A 26086-nucleotide genomic window follows, 5' to 3' on the forward strand; every position below is an offset into this window, starting at 1 on the left:
AATTGAGTAGTTTCTTAATTTTAAAAGTATTCAAGAATGAATTGGATAATTCAACACACAGATAAACTAGACTTTCACACAGATTTAAAAGCATTATTAAAACCAATTTTATCAGAAATAGAATCCTTTAAATGGTTAATAAGTGACTTTCAATTTATATCAGATAAAACACTCCCAATACATCACGAAAAAGATTTTTTTGATTTAACAAGTAAGGAATTTAATGAGATCCTGAATTCTAACACACAATTAATTTGGGGAGTTCTATCTGGTTTTTCAGAAAACGAACAAATATCTTTCGATGAAAACAATCTCCCTTTTGCAGATGGAAACGATCTGATTTGGAAAAATGGAAACTTTCAAGTTCCCAATTCTACAATTGAAATCATTGCTTTTGATAGCTCTTACACTATAATAAAATTTAAAGATAAAAATCTGTCTGATAAGTTTAAACCATATTTTGACGAAGCAATAGAATTAGAAAAATTTCAATAAATGTAAAGCCAAAGATGAAAAACTTATTTTGTACCCGTTTTTAAATTCTTCAAAAACCTCAAAAATTACATTTATAAGTTTTATTTTCGTTTTAAAAACATTTAAAAAAATGAGGAATTTTTTGTTTCTAATACTTTTACTGGTTCAAAATTCTTTTTCGCAATCTACTTATGATAATGGGAAATGTATTAGAACAAAAAATATTTCAGAAAAAGAAAGATTACTCCGTTTTCCTTTTTCTGAATCTCAGCAAATTAAAATCCTGTCTTTTAAAGGTAAACCCGATGAATATCCCGGACAAAGTTTAATAAAACACATCAATTCAATTGTATTGGGAAAAGATGTTTTTAGATCTGAATTATACAATGAAACTGCTGTATTGAGTGCAGAGCAAATAAATAAATTATCTGATATTATTTTTAATTTCACGTATACAAGACTTCCTCACGAAGATGCAGAAGTGATGTGTTATATGCCAAGAAATGCTATTATGTTTCTCGATTCAAATAATCGAATTGTCGCTTACCTCGAAATTTGTTTTGGCTGTAATAACTACAAATCGAGCGATAAAAGATTTAGCATTGGCGAATATTGCAATGAAAAGTACGATATGCTAAAATCAATATTTGCAGACAGCAATATTAAATACGGCATTTCTATTGTTGAATAATTTCTTTTCTAAAATAACTAATCGCCCCAGTCGACCACAAAGCCAGGAAAATCAAAACAGGCTGAAAAAACAATCTTATTAAACGCGCTTGATCTGTGTCGAGTCCAAAGGCGGGAGTTTGGTTTAAATGTTGGGCGATGTTACCTGGGAAAACCAATACATAAAACACCGCTAGTGCAATCCCTACGAATACTTTATATTTTGTTAGAAATAGCATACTAAGTCCTAAAGCTATTTCAACAACTCCGGAAAGAATTACAACAAGATCCTTGTCAAGCGGAACCCAATTTGGAACTTGTGCCTGAAAATCGGCTCTTTGAAAAGTAAAATGCCCTATAGCTGCCGTAATCATAAAAAGCCCTAATAGAACTCTAAAAAAATTCTGGATTTTGGTTGTGTGTATGTTTTCCATCTGTATTGTATACTTTAATATTATAGTCTATAAAAATGTTTATTCAAATTTATAACATTAAGCCCAAAACAGTTTTCTACATTTTTTACTTATGGGTTATCTAATATCCATGTTTAAAATTTGATTTTGCATACAAAGCAGTTATTTCAAAAGTTCAAAAAAGTATGAATTTATTAAGGAAATCTTATTCTTTAAAAAAAATACACATTCAAAATAATTTTCTTACATAAATAATTACCTTAGCGTACTAAGAAATGTTAATATAATTTGTTAGAAAATGTCCATTTTTAATTTCCTATTTAAGAAATCAGATTTACAATGTCCCAGATGTCTTGGGAAAGGTTTTGTTGATTGGGATGATATCAGGCGTTTAAACAAACTATTAAAATGGGTTCCTGCTCCCTGCGCCTACTGCAATGGTTCCGGAAAAACTACTCCCGAAATGCTTTCTAAAGTTCCCGTAGATATAACGTACCTTACTATTGATTTACCGGAGTCTGAAATTGAAAAAATAAAAAATGGCGACGAAGAAACGCTGGAAAAAGGAAGACAAAAAGAACTTTTTTTAGAAAATCTCATACAATATGCACAGGATCATTATCTAAACAAAAACATGGATGCCGAAACTATTGCAGATTTATACCTTCGCACCGAAAGTGAAAATGCTCAATTTTCGATAGAAAGAGAAAACCTAATACAATACATTCAGCAGATAATCGAGTTAAAAAAATCAGACCTCAATTAAGGAAATCTTTGTCCCTTTGAACCTCTGTAACTTTGAACCTTGAAAAAAAAAACCTAAAAACAGGTATAAATACGTATTGCCAGAATTTTAATAAGTGGTAAAATTGCAGGGAATAATTTTTTCTTTTAGAATATAGTCTTCCGAAAGGAAAACTTGTAAATTTTGTCAATTTTTTTGGAACAAGAAAGTGAGATTTCGTATCGCTGGTAACGATTAGAAATCTCACTTTTTCTTTTTAGTACTTTACGCTATTGATTGTTTTGTTTAAAAGCAGCAATCTGTTCATCCTGATGCTGAATAATCTTTTTTAGACTTTCAATTGTTTCCTTTCTGGCTTCAGCCAGATCCTTGTAGTTAATTTCGTGTTCATTAAGCTTTTCTGTTTTTTTATAAACCTCTCCCTTTTCGCACAAAACATTCAGTTTAATCATGTCTCCCTCGCCGGTTAAAAGCCATTCTATATCAATATCTGTATATTTTTTTAAGATATTTTCTAACTTATCTACACCTATCGTTTTATTATGTTTTAACTGGCTCGCAAAAGAACCGTTAGACATACCCACCACTTTTTCAAAGGCACCCACTCTAATACCTCTGTAATCTAAATACTGTTTGATCCTGTTTATAGTATTTTCTGCCATAATGCTTCATTTTTATTTATAGAAATAATCTAATTTATACTCATTCTTAAGAAATATCTTACTATATTTGTCTTACTTTTAATACAAATTAAGCAATGAGCAAAAATATAAAATCTAAGCCAAGTTACAACCAAGATGTGTTAAAGATTATTAAAGAAAAACACGGTTTTTCTTACGACTACATTCGCAAATCAATTCGAGGGGATCGTGCAGGCATTATTTGCGATCTAATAAAGGCAGAATATAAGAGGCTTGACAACGAATATAAGATCGTGAGAGAGAGTCAGGCCAATAGATTAAAAAAAGAAATAGGCAGTAAATAATTATGCATTAAACAATTTGGATCAATATTACCAAAAAGAGCGGTCCAGCTTTTTTCTCCAGAAGCAAACAAAAGCTTAGAGTTAGAAAAATCCGGATTTTCTATATCAAAGTGTATGTAATGGGCCAAACATCTATTCGTGAAATAGATAAACAATTTAGTTATGCAGCTGATCCTCGCATAATCTAATGTATTCCCCTAAGGAGCTAAGCCGTAAAGAAATATCTTTGCGGCTTTTGTTTTTATCAAAATAACCAAACCTGCAAAACGTCTGTAAATCTGCATATCGAAGCATTCTAATTTTATAAATCTTTTAGTAATAATCAATCGTTGAATTTTTTACAACCTTTGTACCTTTGCGATTCCACGCCAAAAAACAAATTAAAGCCCTGAATCGATATGACTCGAGAACATTATATTCCGTTTAATAAAGAATTTTTGCTCGAACAGCAAATTGCAGCTTTCGCCGATGACAAACAAAAAGTTGATGATTTTAAAAAGTTATTCGATATTATCGAGCATTATTATCATTATGAATCTTTTAATCTTAACCGAAACTTAAAACAAAACTACGCGCTTTATGATCCGGATTTGAGCGAAAAAGAACGCGAAGTTTTTATTGGTAAAAGCGATTTTTCTGTTTTTAAAGAAACACTGCGTACTGTTTTAGAGCGCGGCAATTATTACAGAATCGATCAGGAAACTTTAAAAGAAGCTTTTACAGAATCTGATTTAATAGGCTTAAACCTTGCCATTGATTTTCATGCTTTTAAGGATTACGAATTATATGTTCGCGGTCATCATAAAGCAAAAGAAACGGTTAAGAAATATTATTTCTGGAAAAAAGAAGTTGAAATCGAATATTATGACCGTGTTCTTATCTACCTCAATTACAGCGATGCCGATTATTTGACCCAAAAGAAAGTCAAGTTGGGAAAAATGCCAATTGATCCGGGATCTATTGCTTTAAAGATTTTTAAACGCGTTCCTAAAAATGATCTTGAAACGATTTTTCCAAATGCAATTCCAAAAATGTCTTTAAAAGACAAACTGTTACTTTGGGTTCCGGGAGTTTTTGGAGGTATTTCATTATTAAGTGCCAAAGTAATTCCGGCCTTAATAAATATGTACAATGCTTATGAAACCGGAGAAACTATCGATTTACTAAACAGCAAAACTTCTTTAAATCAAGGTTTAATTGCTTTAGGAATTTTATCTGCTTACTGCTTTCGACAATACAATAATTTCATAAACAAGAAAATCAGATATTCTAAAATGCTTTCAGACAGTTTGTATTTTAAAAATGTCGGGAACAACAGCGGTGCTTTTTATTCTCTTTTAAACTCATCTGAAGAAGAAGCCTTAAAAGAAACTATTTTGGCTTATACTTTTTTAAATAAAAGCCCAAATCCACTGACTGCGCAAGAACTGGATTCTCAAATTGAATCGTGGTTTGCTTCTCAGTTAAATACCGAATTAGATTTTGATGTAAACGATGCTTTATTAAAACTAAAAAGCATTGGTTTAGGAATAGAAACCAACGGAAAATGGGAAGTTATTCCGCTAAATAAGGCGCTTATTACAATTGATGAATTATGGGATAACGTTTTTGATTACAATCAGAAATAAACTTTACATTATTTTTATCTAATAAAAAACGAAAATGTACCACTACAAATGTTCTTGCTGCGGAGAAGTTTTTGACGAAATTCCTTTATGTTTTGGGAATGAATTTCCGGCTTACTATTTTGCAATTCCGCCCGAAGAAAGAGAACAGCGAATTGAGTATGGCGGCAGTTGGTGTTATGTCGATGAAGAACATTTTTTTCATCGCGGCAGATTAACCATTCCGATAATTGATTATCATGAAAATTTAGTTTTTAATGTTTGGACAACCATAAGCGAAGATAATTTTTGCCTGCGAATGGATTTATGGGAAGATTCAAATAGAGTTAATCAGGAACCATATTTTGGATGGATGCAGACTGATGTGCCAACTTATGGTAAAACAATTTCATTAAAAACTATTGCTATTGAGCAAGAATTAGGATTGATTCCGGAAATAAAAATGATCGAAGAAAACCATCCTTTGACAATTGATCAGAAAAAGGGAATAACATTTCAAAAAGCCGTTTTTATTGTAGATGAAATTATGAAAATACAGCACGGTAAAACCTAAAAGAAATTTTACTAGATTTACGTTAACTAACCTTAAAACCACAAAAATGAGAACTCTTGATCAATGGTTTGCAGAATATGCCGTAAGTCACCAAAACCCAAAAAACAAAGCCATACATTATATTTGCGTTCCGGCAATTTACTTTTCTATTGTTGGATTATTGATGAGTATTCCCAGTGGTATTATTGCGAATACTTTAAAACTAAATGCCCCAATTATTGAAAATTGGGCTTTTGTGGTTTTGCTATTTGTCCTTATTTTCTACATTAGACTTTCGATTGCAATGGCCGTAAAAATTGCCATTTTTTCAGGAATCTGTTTAGTTGTTAATTATTATATCGGGCAGGTTTTTCCGTTATGGGCATTCTCTATTGGTGTTTTTGTAATTGCCTGGATTGGGCAGTTCTACGGACATAATATTGAAGGCAAAAAACCTTCATTTTTAAAAGATCTTCAGTTTTTATTAATTGGTCCGGCCTGGGTTGTAGAGAATTTATTTTCGAGAAAGTAATTTATTTTTATTTCCAATTGTAAAGATCTAAACAATTCAATTTTGTTATATGAAAGATTTTAATCCGGATGATTTTCCTAAAAATTTAAGTGAAGAAGAAATTCAAAATCTGACTGAACTAGCAATTAAAAACCCTATTGGTGAAATATGGAAACAAATTGCAGCCAGGCTGACATCTGAACAAAAAATCAGAATTAACAGAAATATTGAAAGAAAACATTATCCGGAATCAGAAAAACTAGCTTCTTTTCAAAAAAAACCAATAGACGATGAAACATGGGAAAGGCTGATAAAAGAGCAGGAAGTAAATAAATTTTACGGAAATATGGGACAGCCGGAAACTCCTTTAGAATTTAAAAACAGATATGGAGTGGGCCGGCAGGATTTGATGAAACCAGAGCTGAAAATAATAGTTGATTGATTTTTGTTTACAAATTATGATAATAGATACCAAAGAAATAAAGATTGAAAATTATGATATTTTCACGTACCGAAGAATCAGACGGGCAATTGGTTATTTGGGATTTTTGCTGCCTGTATTTTTGGTTGGTTTTTCTTTAATTCCTTTTTTTCAAACCAAAATCCAGCCTTCTGTCAGCGATTATTACTATACCAATTTAAGGGAAATTTTTACCGGAACTTTGTGTGCTGTAGGTTTATTTTTGATTCGGTATAAAGGACACGGAAATAAATCAATTTTCAAAAATGATAATTTACTGACCAATATTGCGGGAATTATGGCAATTGGTGTGGCGCTGGTTCCCACAAATCCCGAAAGCATTTCACAAAAAATCTATACCATTATTCCATTAACAGAGAAATGGCTCGGCTGGCTCCATTATGGTTTTGCTGCGGTGCTGTTTTTGATATTGGCTTTGCTTGCGATTAATGTTTTTACAATTACTCAGGAAAAATATATCGAAACACCTAAAAGCATTTTAAACGAAAATAATATTTACAGAACCTGTGGTTATATTATTTTGATTTCTATTGTTTTGGTTCCTGTTTCAGAGAGTTTAAAACTTTTTACTTATTCTACTCTGGCCCTTGAAGCGCTGGCTCTTTTTGCATTTGGAACTGCATGGCTTATAAAAGGGCGTGCATTAGGTGATAAGGGTAAAATTGGTCAAAAATTATATCAGGAAAACAATCCTGTTGATACCGAAAAAGTATTCGAAGAATAATGGCATATTTAAGGTAAATTCTGCTGGTATATTTTTTGGATATTAATCAACTTAACTGTTATCAATTCTAAAATCTATATATCATGAAACTTACTTATTACGGACATTCTTGTTTTTCTGTTTTTGCAAATGGAAAACATCTTCTCTTCGACCCTTTTATTACGCCAAATGAATTGGCAAAACACATTAACGTCGACGAAATAAAGGCCGATTATATTTTTATTTCGCATGCACATTACGATCATATTCTGGATGTGGAAAGAATTGCAAAAAACACCGGAGCAAAGGTTTTGGGGAATTTTGAAATCTACAACTGGCTCTTAAAAAACGGAATCGAAAATGCACATCCAATTAATCCGGGCGGAAAATTCAGTTTTGATTTTGGAACCGTAAAATGTGTGATTGCACAGCATCCGAGCAGTTTTATGGATGGAACTTATGGCGGAATTGCAACTGGTTTTGTACTCACAACCGTTGATGGAAATTTCTACTACAGCGGCGATACGGCGTTGACTTTAGACATGAAACTGATTCCGAAGTTTACTAAACTTGATTTCGCCGTTTTCCCAATTGGCGACGGATTAACAATGGGAGTTGAAGAAGCAATTGAGGCTTCAAAACTGGTTGAAGTTGATAAAATTTTAGGCGTTCATTATGATACTTTTGGTTTCATTAAAATGGATCATGAAAAAGCTTTAAGTGATTTTAAAAACGCAAATCTCCATCTTTATTTACCTAAAATTGGCGACACAATTGAGATATAATATTTTCTATATTTCGTAAAAACATTATTTTTTAGCGAAATAAAAACAGCAAAATAACGGCTTAAATCCTGTAAAGGTTTGATTTGTAAATAAAATCTTCAAAGGCATTAAAATTGTTTAGTAATTCATTATTAACCAAAAACTTAAAGCAATGAGCACAAAAATAAACGCTGCAAATTCAGAAACTCAGTTTGCCGAACTTTCCGGCCGAACAATCGCTTACAGATCAATTGGCGAGGGAAATCCAATTATTTTAATTAACCGCTTTAGAGGAACTCTAGATACCTGGGATCCGTTATTTTTGGATCTTCTTGCAGAAAAACATCAGGTTATTACTTTTGATTATTCGGGAATTGGCTATTCAACTGGAACACTTCCTACAGATATTAAAGAAGTTGCTAAAGATGTAAAAGATCTTGCCGACTTCTTAAAAATCAAAAGCGCCATTTTAATGGGCTGGTCGTATGGCGGATTAGTTACACAAGCCGCAACACACCAATATCCCGAATTGGCTACACATACGATATTGTTAGGAACTGGCCCAATAGGAAAAAGAGTTGTTCCGCTGGAACAATCTTTTCTGGATCATGCTTTAAAACCAATAAATGATTTTGAAGATGAAGTGATACTTTTCTTCGAACCAGAATCTGAAGAAAGCAGAAAGGCTGCAAAAGCTTCTCACGACCGAATTGCTCAAAGAATTGATGTTTCTAAAATTCCTTCGACTATGGAAACTTTTCAATTGTATTTTGCAGGAGGCGAAGGCGCTGCCGAAGACAAAGACAATTTTAGAGATAAATTAAAAACGACAAAAACACCTATTTTAATAATTTCCGGAGATCACGACACGAGTTTTGCTGTAGAAAATTGGTATCCGCTGACCAAACAGCTTCCAACATCACAGTTAATTGTTCTGCCGCAAACAGGGCATGCTCCTCAGCATCAAAATATTCCACTGGTAGTAAATTACATCGATAATTTTTTACAGAACACGAAATAGATTTCCGGAAATTTCTTTTGAAAACAGGTGTCCTAGCCCAGACAGAAACGGCATCCTTTTGTGGTCTCGTTTTTTTACGAGACCACAAAAGATACAGTGGATGGCTGGATTAGCTTCTAAAAATTAAGAAGATATTTAAGCTTCTTCTTAAAGTTAATCATAGCTTTTACATGTTAATATAACTTCGGAAATTCTTTTTTAAAGATTTCCGAAGTTTCAAAAAAATGCTCGGGAATCAGGGGAAGAAATTGAAATTTATTGGAATTCGTGTTTTTTTATTTTCTAAAAAACACGAATAACTATATTAAATAATTTTCTTAACTCCGGGAATTAATAAAACAAGTGACCCGAATATAAAACTGCCTATAACTATTAATGGTGCTGTAACCAAAAGTTTTATTGCAGGTTCAATTGCCCAGTTTCTTACTGCGAGCGTACAACCAACAATTACTAATGGGTGAAAAATATAGACGGCAAAACTGCTGCGTGATAATTTAGTTAACAATACAGAAGATTCATTCCATCTTTTTTTTCCTTTAATTAATAATGTTGTTAGTATAGAAATGCCTATACATTGTTCCCAAACGGCATATAATAATGCCTCCCAATGAAAACCTCCGGAAAACCAGGAAGAAGGTGTATTGAGATTAAATTTGATGATAAAAAATATTGGAAAAAGCAGTAAACATATCCGTGTTGCTCTTTTTAAACCTCTGTACGTTTTATCAGAGAGTTTATCAAACCAATTGTTTTTGGCGGCCAGTAATCCAACAATAAATAAGGCGATATACTGCGGAAAATGTCCTAATTGAAACCCGACTGGTTCCAGAACCCATCCCACAGGAAAAATAATTCTAACTAAAAAACTGATGATTCCCAGTAGTACTGCAAACCATAATATGGTACAGGTTTTTGGTACTTCTACAGGTTTTTTGAAACTAACTTTAAATATTTTTTTTGCTCCTGCATAAATCAATGTAAAAAGCAATAATGCAGCTACAAACCATGTAACCCCTAAATCGATCCAGCTGTCAAATCCGCTTAAATATTTAAAATAAGTAATGTGATGTCCTTTTGCAAAATAATATACCAGATAGCTGATGAATGGGGAAAGTATAAAGGAGTAGAATACTATGGGAATTCCTAATCGTAAAAGACGGTCTTTAATAAATTTTGATGCTCCTTTTCTAGCATAAGAAGAACTTGTAAAGTACGCTGCCAGCAGGAAAAAAAATCCCATAAAAAAAGACTGATTGAGGCTTACAAACATTGTCATAGGAATACGGGCTCCCATAAGGGCTGTTTGTTCTGTATAATACCAGCCTTCTGATGAACTATAGGCAATAACTGTGTGATGAAGCACAACTAATATTGTCAATAAAATTTTAATATTATCTATGTATACTAATTTGTTTGACGAACCAGAATCCTGATTCAAAGCGATTGATGCAGATGACATAATAAATAGATTTAGTGTTACTGAGGGCAAACCTACAACAAGAAAAAAAGGTTGTAAGCGTACATGTTATCAGTAACTAGCTTTTGTGACGAACAACAAGCTTAGGCAGTATACTTGCTTCGAAGTTGATCGTAACAGCTGTTAAAACTATCGATTTGTTTTCTGGAAACGGGAACTTTTACATTTGTTTCATTAAACGATAATAAGTATCCTTGAGAATTTCCTGCTATTTTTTCGATCTTAAACATATTGACTAAATAGGTTCTATGGCATCTAAAAAAATGAGGATAAGCGGTTATTTGGGTTTCAAATTGGGTTAGAGAAATTCGTTTTAATTCTGTAGTAATCTCAGACCCGTTTGATTTTGTTAATTCGATATAATTCCCATCGGCTTTTACAAACAATAATTCGTCTATGTCCAGACTAAAATCATCTTGCTTAACCTGAGTATTGACATAAAGTTTTGACTGAAGGTCTGTTGTTTTTGATTCAATATTTAGCTTTGTAAATTGTAGTACAAACGGAGAGCCTTTTTTTGATTCAAAATAAAAGCTGGATAATCTTAGAAAAAGATAGAAAAATACACCTGCAACAAAACAATTTCTGATTTCTTCCCATAAATAACGCCATGACCAATTGCCGGCATTGTTGTAAATCAAATCACGCATGAAAAAACTCGACAAACCTGCTAAAACAAGTATTATTCCAATATTAGAATATTCTTTGAGTAAAGTCCAATTTTCGGTTTCGTTTTTTCTTTTTCTGATATAATTAAGTCCCTCAAAATATATAAACAGGATTAATGCGGGTGATAAGGCGTGAAGAAAACAAATAAAAAAATAATGCATTCTCATTTCCGGATCATAAACTCCAAAAGGCCTGAATAGTAAAAGAAACATTAATATTAAAGCAAAAACAATCGTAACGCTTTTAAGCAGATTTTTTGATTGATATCTCGCAGGATATTCAATATCATGAATCAAATGTTCTTTGTTTATGTAAAATCCCATTGTTAAAGCTGTTTTTGTCTGGCATTAAAAATACGAAAAATCTTCAGGAAGCTGGATTGAATATTGGTTTCTGTTTCTTAATGTAACAGAGTCATTATTTAGGCAAACATTTCTTATATTGGCCTGCCAGAAATACCATTTTTAAAACGAATAAACATTAAATAGACCTCAAATTTACATAACCTATAAACTATAAAATGAACCAAAAAAAATCCTCAGCTGATCCTCTAATAAAAGTTATTTTTTTACTTAAAAATTTAGGATTCTTATTTGTATTACTGATACTATTCGCAATTTGTTGTAATAATACATACGACAGAATTTATGGAGACAGGCATTATAAAAACAAAATAGAAAATTTATTAAAAAACGGAAAAACTGTACTTGCAAAACTTGACGATAATTATGTCACAACACAAATTACAAGTGGTAATTATTATAGATATTCATATGATTTTAAATACAGCTTTAAAATAAAGGACAAAGTTTATAATAATGAATTCACAACCGAAGAATTTATTCCAAAAGATCCTAACCGACTAATTAAATACTTGACAGTACATTATTTGCCGGAAGATCCAGATGTTAATCAAATTGATGCCGAAGTAGAATATGACTACGCAAAAGAAAAAGTTGATGAACATGGCATTGGGATGCTGCTTTTAAATATTTTTGGCTTATTTATAACTTTCATCTTAATTTTATATATGATAATTGTAATCAGGGATAAAATTAAAAACATAGATCAGCCTATTGAAAACACGTACCAAAAAGCTCAATTTTATAATGAAGTTAGCCAAAAAACAGATTATTCAAACTTAAGATGATTTACTTCTGTTAATTTTAATAAAGACAAAATCGAAAAGCTTTTTTACGATTATATTTTCTTAGTTTATCAATATTTCTGTGTAGTTAATTAAATTTGTATATCCACAAAATCAATATATTATGAGAAAAATAATTGTTTTGTCAATGATTTCGCTAGATGGGGTTATGCAGGCTCCGGGCGGACCGAAAGAAGATAAATCTGATGGATTTAAATTTGGCGGCTGGACAGCACCATTTGGTGACGAAGTTTATAGTAAAGCTGTGGCTAATGAAATAAAACCTGCCGATTATCTTTTAGGCAGAAAGACTTTTGAAATCTGGGAAGAGTACTGGCCTAAAAACACAGAATTTTGGCCGGGAATTAATGAAGGTAATAAATACGTTTTTTCTAAAACCAGAAAAAAATCAGATTGGAAAAATTCTAATTTCATCAAAAGTCTGGCCGATATCAAGAAACTCAAAGCTTCAGAAGGATTGGACATTCAGGTTTGGGGAAGCAGTGAGCTTATTCATTTACTTTTAAAGAATGATTTGGTTGATGAACTCAAATTAAAAATTCATCCGCTTCTGCTTGGCAAAGGAAAAAAGCTGTTTGACAATACTGCGCATCCGTCAGGATTTACTTTAACAGAAAGTACTGTTACTACAACCGGAGTTATTTTAGCCAGTTATAAACGAGCCGGAGAAGTGAAAACAGGAAATGCCGGAAAAACTATTAAATAATTAACCTTTATAAACCAAAATATCAAAACCATGGAGAACAAAAACAATGTACCAGTATTTACTTTTAGTATTGTAGCTATCATTTTAGGCGCAGCGCTGTATAAGCAATTTGACTTTGAAACACTAAAATTTGAAAAACCGGCACTGGCTATTGTTTATAGTATTGTTTTTGTGTTTTCAATTATTGTTTTGATTAAAGGCTTTAGAAAAAAACGATCTGAGAAATAACTAAGTTTTAAGATTTTCACGTTCCGTTTAAAAGTAAAAGTTTGTTTACCTGGCTCTCGTCGCTTTTATCAATTTCTCATTGCGTTTGTCTGCTCTTGAATTTTGTAAAGAAATCACAGCCCAAATTGCAGCAGGAATCCAGCCAATCAAAGTTATCTGAAGAATTAAACAGATAATGGCAGTGAAAATTTTACCTCTCAATAAAAAAGAAAGGGACGGAAAAAATATTGCAATTAGTGTCATCATAAATATTGTTTTTATTAATGATTAAAATAGTTGTATTATAATGAATTTTTCAATGTTTCAATAACTTCATTTTCGTTGTCTGTAATTAACCCTCCATAGACATTTAAAATGATACCATTTTTATCTAATATAATAGTCATTGGTAAAGCATTTATTTTTAATTCATTAAGAAGTGGAAATAATGAATCTGTAATCTGGTCATAATCAAATTTATGCTTTTTGATAAAATTCTCGACATCTACAGAACTATCAACTGTAATAGCCACAAAATTCACTGAATTATTAAACTGTTGCTTAATTCTGTTCAAATCAGGGAATTCTTTAATACAAGGTTCACAATTTATGGACCAAAAATTAATTAATGATGCTTTACCTTTTAGATAATTTTCATCATAATTTTTACCTTCCTTATTTTTGAATTTTTGAATTTCAAATGCAGTACCAATTTTCTTTTTATGTTTCGCAAATGGATTTAAATAATCTAATTTAACCTCTTTTATGATTGAATCATTTCTTATAATGCCTGCTTCTACTCCAACATTTATATTTCCTGTTTCAATCATATCATTTTTTTTCCTATTGAAAATTTTTTCATCCAAGATTGTACCATCAGGCATTTTAAAAAAATTAGTTTGAGCCAATATTGAATTTGAAATAAATAATAAAAATAGAATGGTTTTAATTTTAATCATAATTAAGTTTGATTTGTGCTATTAAAGTACTGTAATTTAATTAATTATTTTAGAAATCAATATACAAACGAAAAATAGAAACAAAGTAATTGTTTTACTCTACTAATAGAATATAAATTTAGGTTTAAAAATTAAAGACGATAATGGATTTCGAACTATAAAAAAGGAAAGCCTGCAAAATAATATTTTGCAGGCTTTCCTTTTTTAGTGACCGCGGAGGGGTTCGAACCCCCAACCCTCAGAGCCGAAATCTGATATTCTATCCAGTTGAACTACGCGGTCAAATATTTAAAATTCAATTTTTTTTAAATCCCAAATTCCAATCTTAAACTTGGAATTTGGAATTTAAATATTGGAATTTACTAAGAAAGTAATTTTTTCACAATTGTAGAAATAGTTTTTCCTTCAGCAGTTCCGCCTAATTGAGCAGATGCTAACCCCATAACTTTACCCATTGAAGCAATTCCAGAAGCTCCGGTTTCAGCGATAATTTTTGCAACTACAGCTTCTACCTCTTCTTCACTTAACTGTGCTGGTAAAAACTTCTCGATTACCGCAACCTGAGCCAATTCTGGTTCAGCTAAATCAGGACGGTTTTGTTCTGTAAAGATTCTTGCACTTTCTTTACGAGTTTTAACTAATCTTTGAAGTAATTTAATTTCTTCGTCTTCTGATAATTCTTCTTTAGATCCAGAAGCAGTTGAAGCTAATAATAATTCAGATTTAATTGCTCTTAAAGATTCTAATGCTACTGTATCTTTTGCTTTCATGGCAGTTTTAATCTCTTCCATGATTTGTGTTTGTAAACTCATCTTTTATTTTTTTATTTGAATAAGCTAGTGCTTATAAATTGATTATTAACCAGGTATTTTTTTATTTTAAATAATATTCTAGTTGTCAGGCTGAGTCCATTCGACTCCGCTCAGGATAAACTTTGTCGAAGCCCTTTCCGACAAAAAGCCCTTCGACTTCGCTCAGGGTGACAATATTGTCTTTAAAATACTAATTTAAAAGTCAAATTTCTAAATTCTGTGCGAAGATAAAAAAAATAACCCGAAAATTAAATCCAATTTTCGGGCTATCCTAATATTATGATTGTAAAATTAATCTACGTTGTCGTGCAAAAATGAATTGTTTGAACGCAATTGCAAATCGTTGTTACTATCTGTTCCAACCGAAATTCTTGAATTTGTATTGTTTGATTGAGAATTCGATAAATCGATTCCTAATCTTTTATAAGCCGGCTCTTTTTCCAACTCATCGATTCTTGAAACGTTATTGTGGAATTTATAATTAAATTCTTTTAGTTTCTTTCTTCTTTCTTCAGCTCTTAAACGAAGTGTTTCCTCAATTGTTAATTCCATTGGAGAAACTTCTGAAGTTGTTGTAAAATCAGGCTGACTTGCAAAATCTACTCTTGGTTTTAAAGTAATATTCAATTCCTCAGGAACTGTATCTTCGATCACTTTTTCAACTGGTTTAGAAGCTGTTAATTCGTTTTCAACTTCCATATATTCTTCTAACGAATATTTGATAATTCCGTTATCAGAAAGCTCTGTTACAGGAACAAATGAAACTGGATCGTTTACTTTAATATTACGAGTTTCGTTTGTTAATTCAAACATGATTTTATTTTCCTGCTCTGCAGCTGGCTCTCTTCTCGCTTCTGGCTCAGATTTGAAAAGCGGTAAATCAAATGAAAAAGTCGTTTGTTCTTCTCTTTCAAAAGTTCTTTGCTGTTGTACAGGTTTTACTTCCTGAACAACTGCGGCCGGAGTTGAAATTTTAAAATCAATATCTGTAATTGGCGAAACGATTTCAAAAGTCACGTCAAGGTTTTTAATAAACTCAGACATCACTACCAATTCTTCCTGATTAATTGTTGGCGTTGTTACCGGTGCAACTGGAGTTTGAATTACGGGAGCAACCGTATCTTCCATTAAATCAAAAACTACTTTGTCTTCTGTTTTTGCAATTGGTGTCTCTGCATTTAAATCAAAAGAAGTAAGTGGTCTGTTCGTTAAATTATGAACAGATCTTTGCTCATCTTCTAACGTGTGAATGATTTTTTTAGGCTCCGTATTAACGATTTCGTTTTGTTGTTCAACATCAAAACCAGTAGCAATAATGGTTACAGCAATAGCTTCACCAAGAGTTTCGTCTTCACCAACTCCCATGATAATATTTGCGTTGTAACCTGCTTCTGCCTGAATGTGATCATTGATTTCTCCGATTTCGTCAAGCGTTATTTCGTTAGATCCAGAAACGATAAGCAACAATACGTTTTTGGCTCCTGTAATTTTATTGTCATTTAATAATGGAGAATCTAATGCAGATACAATCGCATCTTTTGCTCTGTTTTCTCCTTCTGCCACAGCAGATCCCATAATAGCCGTTCCGCTGTTTGCCAAAACTGTTTTAGCATCGCGTAAATCGATATTTTGAGTATAGTGGTGCGTAATTACTTCAGCAATACCTCTAGAGGCAGTTGCTAAAACTTCATCCGCTTTTGAGAATCCTGCTTTAAAGCCAAGATTTCCGTAAACTTCTCTTAATTTATTATTATTAATTACGATTAAAGAGTCAACTTGTTTACGTAATTTTTCGATTCCCAATAAGGCTTGCTCCTGACGTACTTTCCCTTCAAACTGAAACGGAATTGTCACGATACCTACTGTAAGGATCTCTCTTTCTTTTGCTAATTGTGCGATTACGGGAGCGGCACCAGTACCGGTTCCTCCACCCATACCTGCAGTAATAAATACCATTTTAGTACCACGGTCTAACATTTTTTCAATGTCGGCGATACTTTCAATAGCAGACTGTTGTCCTACATCAGGATTTGCTCCTGCTCCTAAACCTTCTGTTAAATTCATACCTAACTGAATTTTGTTAGGTACTGAACTATTTTGCAATGCTTGTGAATCGGTATTACAAACGATAAAATCTACACCTTTAATGCCTTGCTTAAACATGTGGTTAATCGCGTTACTACCACCTCCACCTACACCTATTACTTTGATTACATTTGATTGATTTTTCGGTAAATCAAATGAAATACTTCCAAATTCTGAGTTGCTCATCATCTTTTTGGTTTTTGAAATTCTTATTTAGTACATTTTTTACTTCTTGACTTGGGGCAAAAAGTAATCCTTTTCTCTTATTATTCGGCTTATATTTACTCAGCGTTGTCTAAAAAATCTTTGATTTTATCGACGTATCTATCAAAAAATGATCTTCTTATTTTTGTTTCTGTAGATTCTGCTGCAACCTTTGTCGTTTTCACTTCTCTTGGCTCTTCAAAAGTTTCTACTTGTTCAACGTAGTTTTCTTCAACTTCGTATCGCTGCACCGGCGGAGGAACGTTTCTATAAACAACTTTTGGCTGTTCGTTTACTACTTCCATTCTAATTGCGCTTTGTGTGCTGTTCTCAATGCTGTTCATTACTAATCCAACAGCGGTTGCAAATAACGGACTTGAAATTTCTTCGCTTGAGTTTCCTGCTAAATGCTCGTTTGGATATCCTATTCTGGTATCCATCCCAGTAATATATTCCACTAATTGTTTAATATGTTTTAGCTGAGCTCCACCACCTGTAAGAACGATTCCTGCAATTAATTTTTTGCGGGGATCTTCGTGTCCGTAAGCTTTGATTTCTGCAAAAACCTGCTCTACAATTTCCACTACACGGGCGTGAATAATTTTAGATAAGTTTTTAAGCGAAATCTCTTTTGGCTCTCTGCCTCTTAAACCAGGAATAGAAACAATTTCGTTGTCTTTATTTTCTCCCGGCCATGCTGATCCGAATTTTATTTTTAAAAGCTCTGCTTGTTTTTCGATAATCGAACAGCCTTCTTTAATATCATCTGTAATTACATTTCCTCCAAAAGGGATTACAGCGGTATGACGAATAATTCCGTCTTTAAAAATGGCTAAATCTGTTGTTCCGCCACCAATATCGATAAGCGCAACTCCAGCTTCTTTTTCTTCCTGACTTAAAACGGCATCTGCCGAAGCTAATGGTTCTAATGTCAGTCCTGATAATTCGATCCCTGAACTCTGAATACATCTTCCAACATTTCTGATTGAAGAAGCCTGTCCAACTACAACGTGAAAACTAGATTCTAATCTTCCGCCGTACATCCCGATTGGTTCTTTTATTTCAGACTGTCCGTCGATTTTAAATTCCTGCGGCAGAACGTGAATAATTTCTTCTCCCGGTAACATCGCCAGTTTATTTACCTGATCGATTAAAAGCTGAATATCTTTTTCGCCAATTACTTCTTCCGGATTATTACGGCTGATGTAATCTGTATGCTGAATACTTCTGATGTGCTGTCCGGCGATACCCACTACAACATCTTTTATTTTGTAACCTGAATTGTTTTCTGCTTCAAGTATTGCTTGCTGAATCGATTGAATAGTCTGCGTAATGTTGTTTACAACACCTCTCGCAACACCTAAACTTTTGGATTTCCCAATACCCAAAATTTCAAGTTTGCCATATTCGTTCTTCTTGCCTATCATGGCAACTATTTTTGTCGTTCCAATATCTAGACCTACTGCAATGTTATCTTTTTCCATTTTCTATTATTTTGTGCAAACTACTTGTTCCGTAAACCTAAGGTCAATCTTGCTGTATTTATATAACGAACTATCTAAAACTGCTTTTTGAAAAAACGCTTTATAGTTTCTAAATTTTTTATCAACATTCATTGTACGACCAAAATCTATGAAGTAATCATAGTTTCGGTTAAACATTTTTAGGCTGCCATTAGGCATAATTTGTATCGCAATGATGTTTTTTTTCAAAAACGCATCGTCGTAAATTGTGCGAAATAAAGCAGCTAAATCTTCGTTATTTTTTTCATTTATTGCCCCTGAAACAAGAGGAACTCGCGCCGTAAAATTATCTGACAAGGGCATTTTATTTCCCTCATAGTCAATATAAAAAGAGCGATCACCATCATAAACTCGCGCTATTGGTGTCTTCTGTTTTACTACCGCTTTTAGAACACCGTCGATACTTACAAAAACATCTGACTTCTCAATCATGTCTTGCGTATCAAGGTTTTTTTCTATCTTATTCAAATCTACTTCATCTTTTCTAATACTGGAAGCGTCCCTTTTATTTTCTATCAACAATTTATTAACTATTTCCGGTTTTACAAAAAGCGTATTTTCTCCTACAAAAACAACCATGGATTTTTTCAATTTTCTATCTCCGTTTCGATGTTGTGCGAAAGAATATAAAAAAAGAACAAGCCCTAAAATGAGTACTAATCGAATATTTGTCCAATTAAATATTTTCATTTAGCATTTTTTTAATTGACGGTACCATTTCACCAATATCACCAGCTCCTATTGTTACAATTATTGGCGCATCACTGGCTTTAATCTGCGCTAATAAATCTTCTTTTGCAACAATTTTTTTGTTCGAATTGGTCATTTTTCCTAACAGCCATTGCGATGTAATCCCTTCCATCGGTAATTCGCGTGCCGGATAAATATCCATTAAAAACACTTCGTCAAACTGAGATAAGCTTTCGGCAAATCCGTCGGCAAAATCTCTTGTTCTGCTGAACAAATGCGGCTGGAAAATCGCCAAAACTTTACGTCCCGGATATAATTCCCTAACTGCTTGATGAACAGCATTTATTTCTGTTGGATGATGCGCATAATCATCTATATAAACTAATTTTTCAGATTTGATCTGATACGAAAAACGTCTTCTGATTCCATTAAACGAGGCAATAGCTTTTGCGATGGCATCGGTTGGGGTACCATAAGTTTTTGCCATCGCAATAGCCATTAAACCATTCATAAGATTGTGTTTTCCTGGCAGCCCAAAATGAAGGTCTTTTATAATTTCTGATGGCGTCTGCACGTCAAAAACATAACTTCCATCTTCAATTCGAACATTATATGCTTTGTATACAGCATCTTCATTTATAGCACATTGAACTCCGTCAAGAGGCAATTCTTTAGTTATAAATAATTTGCTTTTATCTTCAACTTTCGAAGCAAACTCCACAAACGAAGCTTCAATAGCACCACTTGTTCCGTAAATATCCAAATGGTCAGCGTCCATTGAGGTTACGCAGGCAATATTTGGATGTAAATGCAGGAACGAACGGTCAAATTCGTCGGCTTCTACAACGGTTACCGTTTTTCCGGTTCCAATTAAATTAGAATTATAATTCTCTACAATTCCACCCACAAATGCTGTAACATCTGCACCGCTTTCGTATAGAATATGTCCTAAAATACTTGACGTTGTTGTTTTACCGTGTGTTCCGGCAACTGCGAAACTAAAAGTGTCTTTGGTGATAATCCCTAAAACCTCGGCACGCTTTTTAATTTCGTAATTTCTTTCGATGAAATAATTCCATTCTGAATGTGTTTTTGGAACTGCAGGTGTAAAAATCACCAGCGTATTTTCTACATAATAATCAGACGGAATTAAACCAATATTGTCTTCAAAATGAATATCAATACCACTTTCAATTAATTCACTTGTCAGCATTGACGGTGTTTTATCGTAACCTGAAACTTGTTTCCCGATATATTTAAAATAGCGGGCCAAGGCACTCATTCCGATTCCTCCGATGCCAATAAAATAAACGTTTTGTATTTGATTTAAATTCATTTTGATTCTTGCTTTAAGCATTAGGCTTTAGGCTTTAAGCCTTAAAACTTTACTCTTTAAATTCTGTTTTTTTCAAAACTTATTTACTGCTTTTAATTTTATAAAAAACTAGTAATTAAGTCTTTGTATTTTTCTTGTTCTTATTTGACCAAATTGCCTAAAATAACATTGTGCAATTCCTTGGATGTTTCATAATTTTTATAAAAAGTTATATTATAACAACTTTTTAATTTCTTCTACAATTACTTTTGTCGCATCTGGTTTTGCCAGTTTTTTAATATTTGCGCTCAATTGTTTTTGTTTTCCATCATCTTTCAGCAGCGCTTCAAAAACAATGCTAAACTCGCTGTCTAATTCAGTTTCTTTCAACAAAATCGCGCCTTTAGCCTCGACAATGGCCTGTGCATTTTTTGTTTGATGATCTTCAGCTACATTTGGTGACGGAACAAAAATTACCGGTTTCCCTACAATGCATAATTCTGAAACTGATGATGCTCCTGCTCTTGAAATAATTACATCTGCGGCAGCGTAAACAAAATCCATTCTTTCAATAAAATCAACAACTCTTACGTTTTGCTGATTGTGTTTTTTATAATCTTCAAAATATAATTTTCCGCACTGCCAGATGATTTGAACATCCTGCGAAAGAAAATTTGACAATTCTTTTTCAATTAACTGATTGATTCTTCTTGCGCCTAAACTTCCGCCCAGCACCAGCAATGTTTTTTTATTTGGATCTAAACCATAAAAAGCAATTGCTTCATCTCGTTTATTATCAATATCAATTAAATCCTGACGAACCGGGTTTCCTGTTAAAACGATTTTATCTTTTGGAAAAAAGCGTTCTAAATTTTCATAGGCCACACAAATTGCATTTGCTTTTTTGCTTAGCAGTTTGTTTGTGATTCCCGGAAAAGAGTTCTGTTCCTGAATTACTGTTGGAATCCCTGCTCCTCCTGCTGCCTGTAATAATGGTCCGCTGGCAAAACCTCCCGTTCCTATTACAACATTTGGTTTAAATTGTTTGATAATTCTTCTTGATTCTAACAAACTTGTTGCTAATTTTAGAGGAAACATCATATTTTGCAAGGTTAATTTTCTTTGTAAACCAGCAATCCAAAGACCTTTTATTTCGTAACCTGCCTGAGGTACTTTTTGCATTTCCATTTTATCTTTGGCACCTACAAAAAGAAATTCAGCATCAGGAAATTGTAATTTTAATTCATTTGCAATAGCAATTGCAGGATAGATATGTCCACCTGTTCCGCCTCCGCTTAGTATGAATTTATACTTTGTCATATCTCGTAATAGTTATCGTTAAACTATTTATCCTTTATTATTTGTTTAAAACTGCATTCATCGGATTTCTTGAATTATCCTGAATTGAATACATCGCTTCTTCTTCGTAAATTTCTTCTCTTTCATCAACCGGCAAATCTTCTTCTGCCAATTCTTTATCTATTAATCTTTGAAGTGCTTCTTTTCTTCTTTCTTTTTCTTCTTGTTCTTCGGCGATTTCTTCGTCTTTCTTGGTTACACTAATGATGATTCCAAGTGAAAAACAAGTCATCCAGATGGAACTTCCTCCAGAACTTATCAGCGGAAGCGTCTGTCCTGTTACCGGCAGCAATTCTACTGCAACCGCCATATTAATCATGGCCTGAAATATCATTGGAAATCCGAGTCCGACGACGACTAGTTTTCCGAATAATGTATTGGCTTTATGCGACGCAATCACAAATCGGAACAATAACAATAAATACAGCACTAAGATTGAAACGCCGCCTACTAAACCATATTCTTCTACTACAATCGCGTAAATAAAATCCGAAGATGATTGTGGTAAAAAGTTCTTTTGAACACTTTTTCCAGGACCTAATCCGCCTAATCTTCCAGATGCAATTGCAATTTTTGCTTTTTCAATTTGATAATCATCTTCGTCTGGCTTATCTGTGGTAAAGTTCATAATACGACTTTCCCATGTTGATACCCTGCTGAAGAATCTTGATTCTGGAAATGCCTTTGCTACCAAAAGGAAAAAGGCTAACATCGCAACTCCTGACCCAATGATAAAAGCAATATATTTTAATGGATATTTACCAATAAATGTCAGCATCATTACCATTGCAAAAATCAACGCTGTGGTTGAAAAGTTGGCTGGTAATATTAATGCCAAAGTAATAAACACCGGAACCCAAAGCTGAACAAATGAGGTTTGAAACGGCTCATTTTCTTCTTTGGTTTTTGACAAATAACGGGCTACATAAATAAACAATACGCTTGCCGCTAATGTTGATGTTTGAAACGTAATTCCAATGAACGGTACCTGAATCCAACGACTTGCATTTGCTCCTGCAATTACAGTTCCTTTTAATAAGGTATATAATAACAATAACCAAACTACCGGAAGTGCAATTTTTGAAATGGCTCTAAAATAATGATACGGTACTTTGTGAACCCAGTAAATAATTAGGAAACCGATGCAAACGTGTGCCAAATGTTTTACCAGATAACCCAATGTATTTCCGGTTCCATGACCGATATACGCCAGATTACTACTCGCACTAAAAACAGGCATAAACGAAAACAACGCCAATAGGGCCACGAATGACCATATTACCCTATCTCCTTTTAGTTTGTTAACTAGCTCCTTCATTGTTGTTTTGTTTCAGGTTTCTTTTGTTTCAGGTTTCAAATTTTAGGCATCGAACTTGAAACCTGAAACATGAAACTTTAAACTATTTTCTACAAGTTATGAACCGCTTGCTTGAATTGCTTCCCTCTGTCTTCGTAGTTTTCGAATAAATCGAAACTTGCGCAGGCTGGAGACAATAAAACAGCGTCGCCTTTTTCAGTTAATTTTTGAGCTGTTTTTACAGCGTCGTTCATATTATTCACTTCAACCATAATATCAACAACATCTCCAAAAGCGCTAATAATTTTATGGTTATCAACTCCAAGACAAATAATGGCTTTTACTTTTTCACGAACCAATGGCATTAATTCGTTGTAATCGTTTCCTTTATCAACTCCACCCACGATCCAAACGGTTGGAACATTCATACTGTCTAAAGCAAAGAAAGTAGCGTTTACGTTTGTCGCTTTAGAATCGTTGATGTATTGTACATTCTGGATTTTTAATACTTTCTCTAAACGGTGTTCAACACCTTGAAAATTAGATAAACTTTCACGAATTGTTGCATTTCTAATTTGCATCAATTTTGCTACAGAGCTTGCTGCCATTGCGTTTTTCATATTATGTTTTCCTTCTAACGCAATGTATTCTGTTTCCATTGTAAACTCTTCTTGGTTGATCTTTATTTCCATTTTGTTGTTATTTATAGAAGCTCCTTCGTCAAAACTTTTTGTCAGAGAAAAAGGAATTAATTTTGCTTTTGTTTTATTGTTTTTTAACCATTCTGCGCTTGCCTCGTCGTCTGCATCATAAATGAGATAATCGCTTTCGGTTTGGTTCATCGTTATTCGGAACTTCGAATTGATATAATTTTGATATTTATATTCGTATCGATCTAAATGATCCGGGCTTATGTTCGTTATTATTGCTATATCCGGCCTATATTCTATTATTCCGTCTAACTGAAAACTGCTTAATTCAAGAACGTATGCGTCGAATTTATTTTCGGCTACCTGCCAGGCAAAACTCTTCCCTATATTTCCTCCCAAACCTACATTGAGTCCGGCCGATTTAAGCAAATGATACGTGAGCATTGTTGTTGTTGTTTTACCATTACTTCCAGTAATTCCAATTGTCATTGCTTCTGTATAAGGGACGGCAAATTCGATTTCCGAAATTACTTTTATTCCTTTTTCAATCAACTTTTTAACTATCGGAGATTTATCTGGAATTCCGGGGCTTTTCATCACCACATCAGCATTTAGAATCAAATCCTCAGTATGCTGTTCTTCTTCCCAGGCAATTTTATTAATGATAAGAACCTCTTTATAGCTTTCTTTTATCTTTCCAAAATCAGATACAAAAACATCGTAACCTTGTTTCTTTCCGAGAATGGCGGTTCCAACCCCACTTTCTCCTCCTCCTAATACCACTAATCTCATTTATCTTAATTTTAAAGTAACGATTGATAATATGGCTAACATTACAGCAACAATCCAGAAACGGGTCACAATTTTACTTTCGTGATATCCTTTTTTCTGATAATGATGGTGCAATGGCGACATCAGGAAAATTCTTCGGCCTTCGCCAAAGCGTTTCTTCGTATATTTAAAATAAGTTACCTGAATAATTACTGAAGCACTTTCGGCAAGGAAAATTCCGCAGAATAAAACAATCAATATTTCTTTACGAACTGCAATAGCTAAAACGGCAATGATTCCTCCAATGGTCAAACTTCCTGTATCTCCCATAAATACGGATGCCGGAAATGAATTGTACCAAAGAAATCCAATTAAAGCTCCAACAAAAGCAGATATAAAGACGGTCATTTCTCCCGAATTGGGTATGTACATTATATTTAGATAGTTGGAGAAAATGATATTTCCTGAAACAAACGTAAATATTCCTAGTGCGAGTACCGAGACTGCGGAAGTTCCGGCTGCGAGACCATCGATTCCATCTGTTAAATTTGCTCCGTTTGAAACTGCTGTGATAATAAAAATTACAACTGGAATAAATATCAGCCAAGCCCATTTTTCATATCCTTCTCCCATAAATGATAAAACTTCAGCATAATCAAATTCATTATTTTTTACGAAAGGAATAGTGGTTGCTGTCGATTTTTCTTCAACCGGTGCAGGCAAAACTACCGTTGTGCTAACATTTGATTTAAAAACATCTGTACGGCCTGTATCTGTTCTTACTGTCACAGCTGGATTAAAATATAAAACTGCTCCAACTATTATCCCAAGACCAACCTGACCAATTACTTTGAAAATTCCTTTTAGTCCTTGTTTGTCTTTTTTGAATATTTTGATATAATCGTCAACAAAACCAATAGTTCCCATCCATAAAGTAGTTACAATAAGCAATACGATATAGATATTATGAAGTCTTGCAAATAGAAAAACCGGAATTAATGTAGCAAAAATAATAATCAATCCACCCATTGTTGGTGTACCCGCTTTCTCGTTTTGACCTGCTAAACCAAGTTCACGAACTGTTTCTCCAACTTGCTGGCGGCGCAAAAAGTTAATCACCCTTTTACCATAAATAGTTGACAAAAGCAATGAAAGCATAAATGCTAAAGCCGATCTAAAAGTGATGTACTGGAATACTCCTGTTCCTGGTAAATCTAATGTTTTGTCAAAATATTCAAATAAATAGTACAGCATATTTTCTATTTTTTAAA

Annotated in this window: 29 protein-coding genes and 1 tRNA gene; 14 read left to right on the forward strand and 16 right to left on the reverse strand. The window is 33.3% G+C overall.

What is annotated here, in order from left to right:
* The first annotated feature begins 36 nt into the window (after positions 1-36).
* Positions 37-495 (forward strand): hypothetical protein, encoded by a 459-nt coding sequence (locus tag APR43_RS14445; RefSeq protein WP_053472120.1) that lies wholly within the window; start codon positions 37-39, stop codon positions 493-495.
* Positions 496-604: 109 nt separating this feature from the next.
* A complete protein-coding gene (locus APR43_RS14450) occupies positions 605-1165 on the forward strand; it encodes a hypothetical protein (RefSeq protein WP_123924582.1) in 561 nt (186 codons plus the stop codon).
* Here the strand turns inward: APR43_RS14450 and APR43_RS14455 are convergent.
* Positions 1152-1577, reverse strand: coding sequence for a hypothetical protein (locus APR43_RS14455; RefSeq protein WP_053472118.1), 426 nt, complete (start codon positions 1575-1577; stop codon positions 1152-1154). The two genes, APR43_RS14450 and APR43_RS14455, sit on opposite strands and share 14 nt — an antisense overlap.
* 277 nt (positions 1578-1854) lie before the next feature.
* On the opposite strand from APR43_RS14455, the gene APR43_RS14460 reads away from it, so the two are divergent.
* Positions 1855-2322 (forward strand): hypothetical protein, encoded by a 468-nt coding sequence (locus APR43_RS14460; RefSeq protein WP_053472117.1) that lies wholly within the window; start codon positions 1855-1857, stop codon positions 2320-2322.
* A gap of 248 nt (positions 2323-2570) precedes the next feature.
* On the opposite strand, the gene APR43_RS14465 is transcribed toward APR43_RS14460, so the two are convergent.
* Positions 2571-2963 (reverse strand): hypothetical protein, encoded by a 393-nt coding sequence (locus tag APR43_RS14465; RefSeq protein ID WP_053472116.1) that lies wholly within the window; start codon positions 2961-2963, stop codon positions 2571-2573.
* A 95-nt stretch (positions 2964-3058) separates the two neighbouring features.
* On the opposite strand from APR43_RS14465, the gene APR43_RS14470 reads away from it, so the two are divergent.
* The 8 genes from APR43_RS14470 (at position 3059) to APR43_RS14505 (ending at position 8923) form a co-directional block, all read left to right on the forward strand.
* Positions 3059-3286 (forward strand): hypothetical protein, encoded by a 228-nt coding sequence (locus APR43_RS14470; protein ID WP_053472115.1) that lies wholly within the window; start codon positions 3059-3061, stop codon positions 3284-3286.
* A gap of 398 nt (positions 3287-3684) precedes the next feature.
* Positions 3685-4914 (forward strand): DUF3754 domain-containing protein, encoded by a 1230-nt coding sequence (locus APR43_RS14475; protein WP_053472114.1) that lies wholly within the window; start codon positions 3685-3687, stop codon positions 4912-4914.
* A 34-nt stretch (positions 4915-4948) separates the two neighbouring features.
* Positions 4949-5464, forward strand: coding sequence for a DUF2199 domain-containing protein (locus tag APR43_RS14480; RefSeq protein WP_053472113.1), 516 nt, complete (start codon positions 4949-4951; stop codon positions 5462-5464).
* 46 nt (positions 5465-5510) lie between these two features.
* Entirely contained in the window at positions 5511-5975 is a 465-nt protein-coding gene (locus APR43_RS14485) for a DUF962 domain-containing protein (protein WP_053472112.1), read from the forward strand.
* 49 nt (positions 5976-6024) lie between these two features.
* On the forward strand, positions 6025-6396 hold the full coding sequence (locus tag APR43_RS14490; RefSeq protein WP_053472111.1) for a hypothetical protein: 372 nt from the start codon (positions 6025-6027) through the stop codon (positions 6394-6396).
* A 16-nt stretch (positions 6397-6412) separates the two neighbouring features.
* On the forward strand, positions 6413-7159 hold the full coding sequence (locus APR43_RS14495) for a DUF998 domain-containing protein (RefSeq protein ID WP_123924583.1): 747 nt from the start codon (positions 6413-6415) through the stop codon (positions 7157-7159).
* Between the two features lie 83 nt (positions 7160-7242).
* Positions 7243-7923: a metal-dependent hydrolase gene (locus tag APR43_RS14500; RefSeq protein WP_053472109.1), complete on the forward strand. Its 681-nt coding sequence runs from the start codon at positions 7243-7245 to the stop codon at positions 7921-7923.
* A gap of 151 nt (positions 7924-8074) precedes the next feature.
* Positions 8075-8923, forward strand: coding sequence for an alpha/beta fold hydrolase (locus APR43_RS14505; RefSeq protein WP_053472108.1), 849 nt, complete (start codon positions 8075-8077; stop codon positions 8921-8923).
* A 304-nt stretch (positions 8924-9227) separates the two neighbouring features.
* Here APR43_RS14505 and APR43_RS14510 read toward each other — a convergent pair whose 3' ends face one another.
* On the reverse strand, positions 9228-10382 hold the full coding sequence (locus APR43_RS14510) for an acyltransferase family protein (RefSeq protein ID WP_053472107.1): 1155 nt from the start codon (positions 10380-10382) through the stop codon (positions 9228-9230).
* Between the two features lie 101 nt (positions 10383-10483).
* Positions 10484-11392: a LytR/AlgR family response regulator transcription factor gene (locus APR43_RS14515; RefSeq protein WP_053472106.1), complete on the reverse strand. Its 909-nt coding sequence runs from the start codon at positions 11390-11392 to the stop codon at positions 10484-10486.
* A gap of 197 nt (positions 11393-11589) precedes the next feature.
* On the opposite strand from APR43_RS14515, the gene APR43_RS14520 reads away from it, so the two are divergent.
* From APR43_RS14520 to APR43_RS14530, 3 genes are all read left to right on the forward strand, one after another.
* Positions 11590-12219, forward strand: a complete 630-nt coding sequence (locus APR43_RS14520; protein WP_053472105.1) for a hypothetical protein — start codon at positions 11590-11592, stop codon at positions 12217-12219.
* Between the two features lie 121 nt (positions 12220-12340).
* Positions 12341-12943, forward strand: a complete 603-nt coding sequence (locus APR43_RS14525) for a dihydrofolate reductase family protein (RefSeq protein ID WP_053472104.1) — start codon at positions 12341-12343, stop codon at positions 12941-12943.
* Positions 12944-12973: 30 nt separating this feature from the next.
* The gene (locus APR43_RS14530; RefSeq protein ID WP_053472103.1) at positions 12974-13171 is read left to right on the forward strand and encodes a hypothetical protein; all 198 of its coding nucleotides are present in this window, start codon (positions 12974-12976) and stop codon (positions 13169-13171) included.
* A 45-nt stretch (positions 13172-13216) separates the two neighbouring features.
* Here the strand turns inward: APR43_RS14530 and APR43_RS14535 are convergent, their stop codons facing one another.
* The 12 genes from APR43_RS14535 to mraY form a co-directional block, all read right to left on the reverse strand.
* The gene (locus APR43_RS14535) at positions 13217-13417 is read right to left on the reverse strand and encodes a YqaE/Pmp3 family membrane protein (RefSeq protein ID WP_205720334.1); all 201 of its coding nucleotides are present in this window, start codon (positions 13415-13417) and stop codon (positions 13217-13219) included.
* 35 nt (positions 13418-13452) lie between these two features.
* Positions 13453-14109, reverse strand: a complete 657-nt coding sequence (locus APR43_RS14540; protein WP_053472101.1) for a TlpA family protein disulfide reductase — start codon at positions 14107-14109, stop codon at positions 13453-13455.
* 208 nt (positions 14110-14317) lie between these two features.
* Positions 14318-14391, reverse strand: a tRNA-Arg gene (locus APR43_RS14545).
* Positions 14392-14471: 80 nt separating this feature from the next.
* Positions 14472-14921, reverse strand: coding sequence for a GatB/YqeY domain-containing protein (locus tag APR43_RS14550; protein WP_053472100.1), 450 nt, complete (start codon positions 14919-14921; stop codon positions 14472-14474).
* Between the two features lie 291 nt (positions 14922-15212).
* A complete protein-coding gene (gene ftsZ / locus APR43_RS14555; RefSeq protein ID WP_053472099.1) occupies positions 15213-17195 on the reverse strand; it encodes a cell division protein FtsZ in 1983 nt (660 codons plus the stop codon).
* A gap of 92 nt (positions 17196-17287) precedes the next feature.
* Positions 17288-18694 (reverse strand): cell division protein FtsA, encoded by a 1407-nt coding sequence (ftsA, locus tag APR43_RS14560; protein WP_053472098.1) that lies wholly within the window; start codon positions 18692-18694, stop codon positions 17288-17290.
* Positions 18695-18700: 6 nt separating this feature from the next.
* Entirely contained in the window at positions 18701-19423 is a 723-nt protein-coding gene (locus tag APR43_RS14565) for a cell division protein FtsQ/DivIB (protein ID WP_053472097.1), read from the reverse strand.
* The gene (gene murC, locus APR43_RS14570; RefSeq protein WP_053472129.1) at positions 19410-20759 is read right to left on the reverse strand and encodes a UDP-N-acetylmuramate--L-alanine ligase; all 1350 of its coding nucleotides are present in this window, start codon (positions 20757-20759) and stop codon (positions 19410-19412) included. Before murC ends, APR43_RS14565 begins: the two co-directional genes overlap by 14 nt.
* A 213-nt stretch (positions 20760-20972) precedes the next feature.
* On the reverse strand, positions 20973-22058 hold the full coding sequence (gene murG / locus APR43_RS14575; RefSeq protein WP_053472096.1) for an undecaprenyldiphospho-muramoylpentapeptide beta-N-acetylglucosaminyltransferase: 1086 nt from the start codon (positions 22056-22058) through the stop codon (positions 20973-20975).
* A 37-nt stretch (positions 22059-22095) separates the two neighbouring features.
* Positions 22096-23415 carry an FtsW/RodA/SpoVE family cell cycle protein gene (locus tag APR43_RS14580; RefSeq protein ID WP_053472095.1) on the reverse strand — a complete coding sequence of 440 codons (1320 nt, stop codon included), beginning with the start codon at positions 23413-23415 and terminating at the stop codon, positions 22096-22098.
* Positions 23416-23504: 89 nt separating this feature from the next.
* Positions 23505-24836: a UDP-N-acetylmuramoyl-L-alanine--D-glutamate ligase gene (gene murD / locus APR43_RS14585; protein ID WP_053472094.1), complete on the reverse strand. Its 1332-nt coding sequence runs from the start codon at positions 24834-24836 to the stop codon at positions 23505-23507.
* Positions 24837-26069 carry a phospho-N-acetylmuramoyl-pentapeptide-transferase gene (gene mraY, locus APR43_RS14590; protein ID WP_053472093.1) on the reverse strand — a complete coding sequence of 411 codons (1233 nt, stop codon included), beginning with the start codon at positions 26067-26069 and terminating at the stop codon, positions 24837-24839. It lies immediately after the preceding gene.
* Between the last annotated feature and the right edge of the window lie 17 nt (positions 26070-26086).

It is taken from the genome of Flavobacterium sp. NLM (assembly GCF_002210235.1).
GTDB classification, from domain to species: domain Bacteria; phylum Bacteroidota; class Bacteroidia; order Flavobacteriales; family Flavobacteriaceae; genus Flavobacterium; species Flavobacterium panici.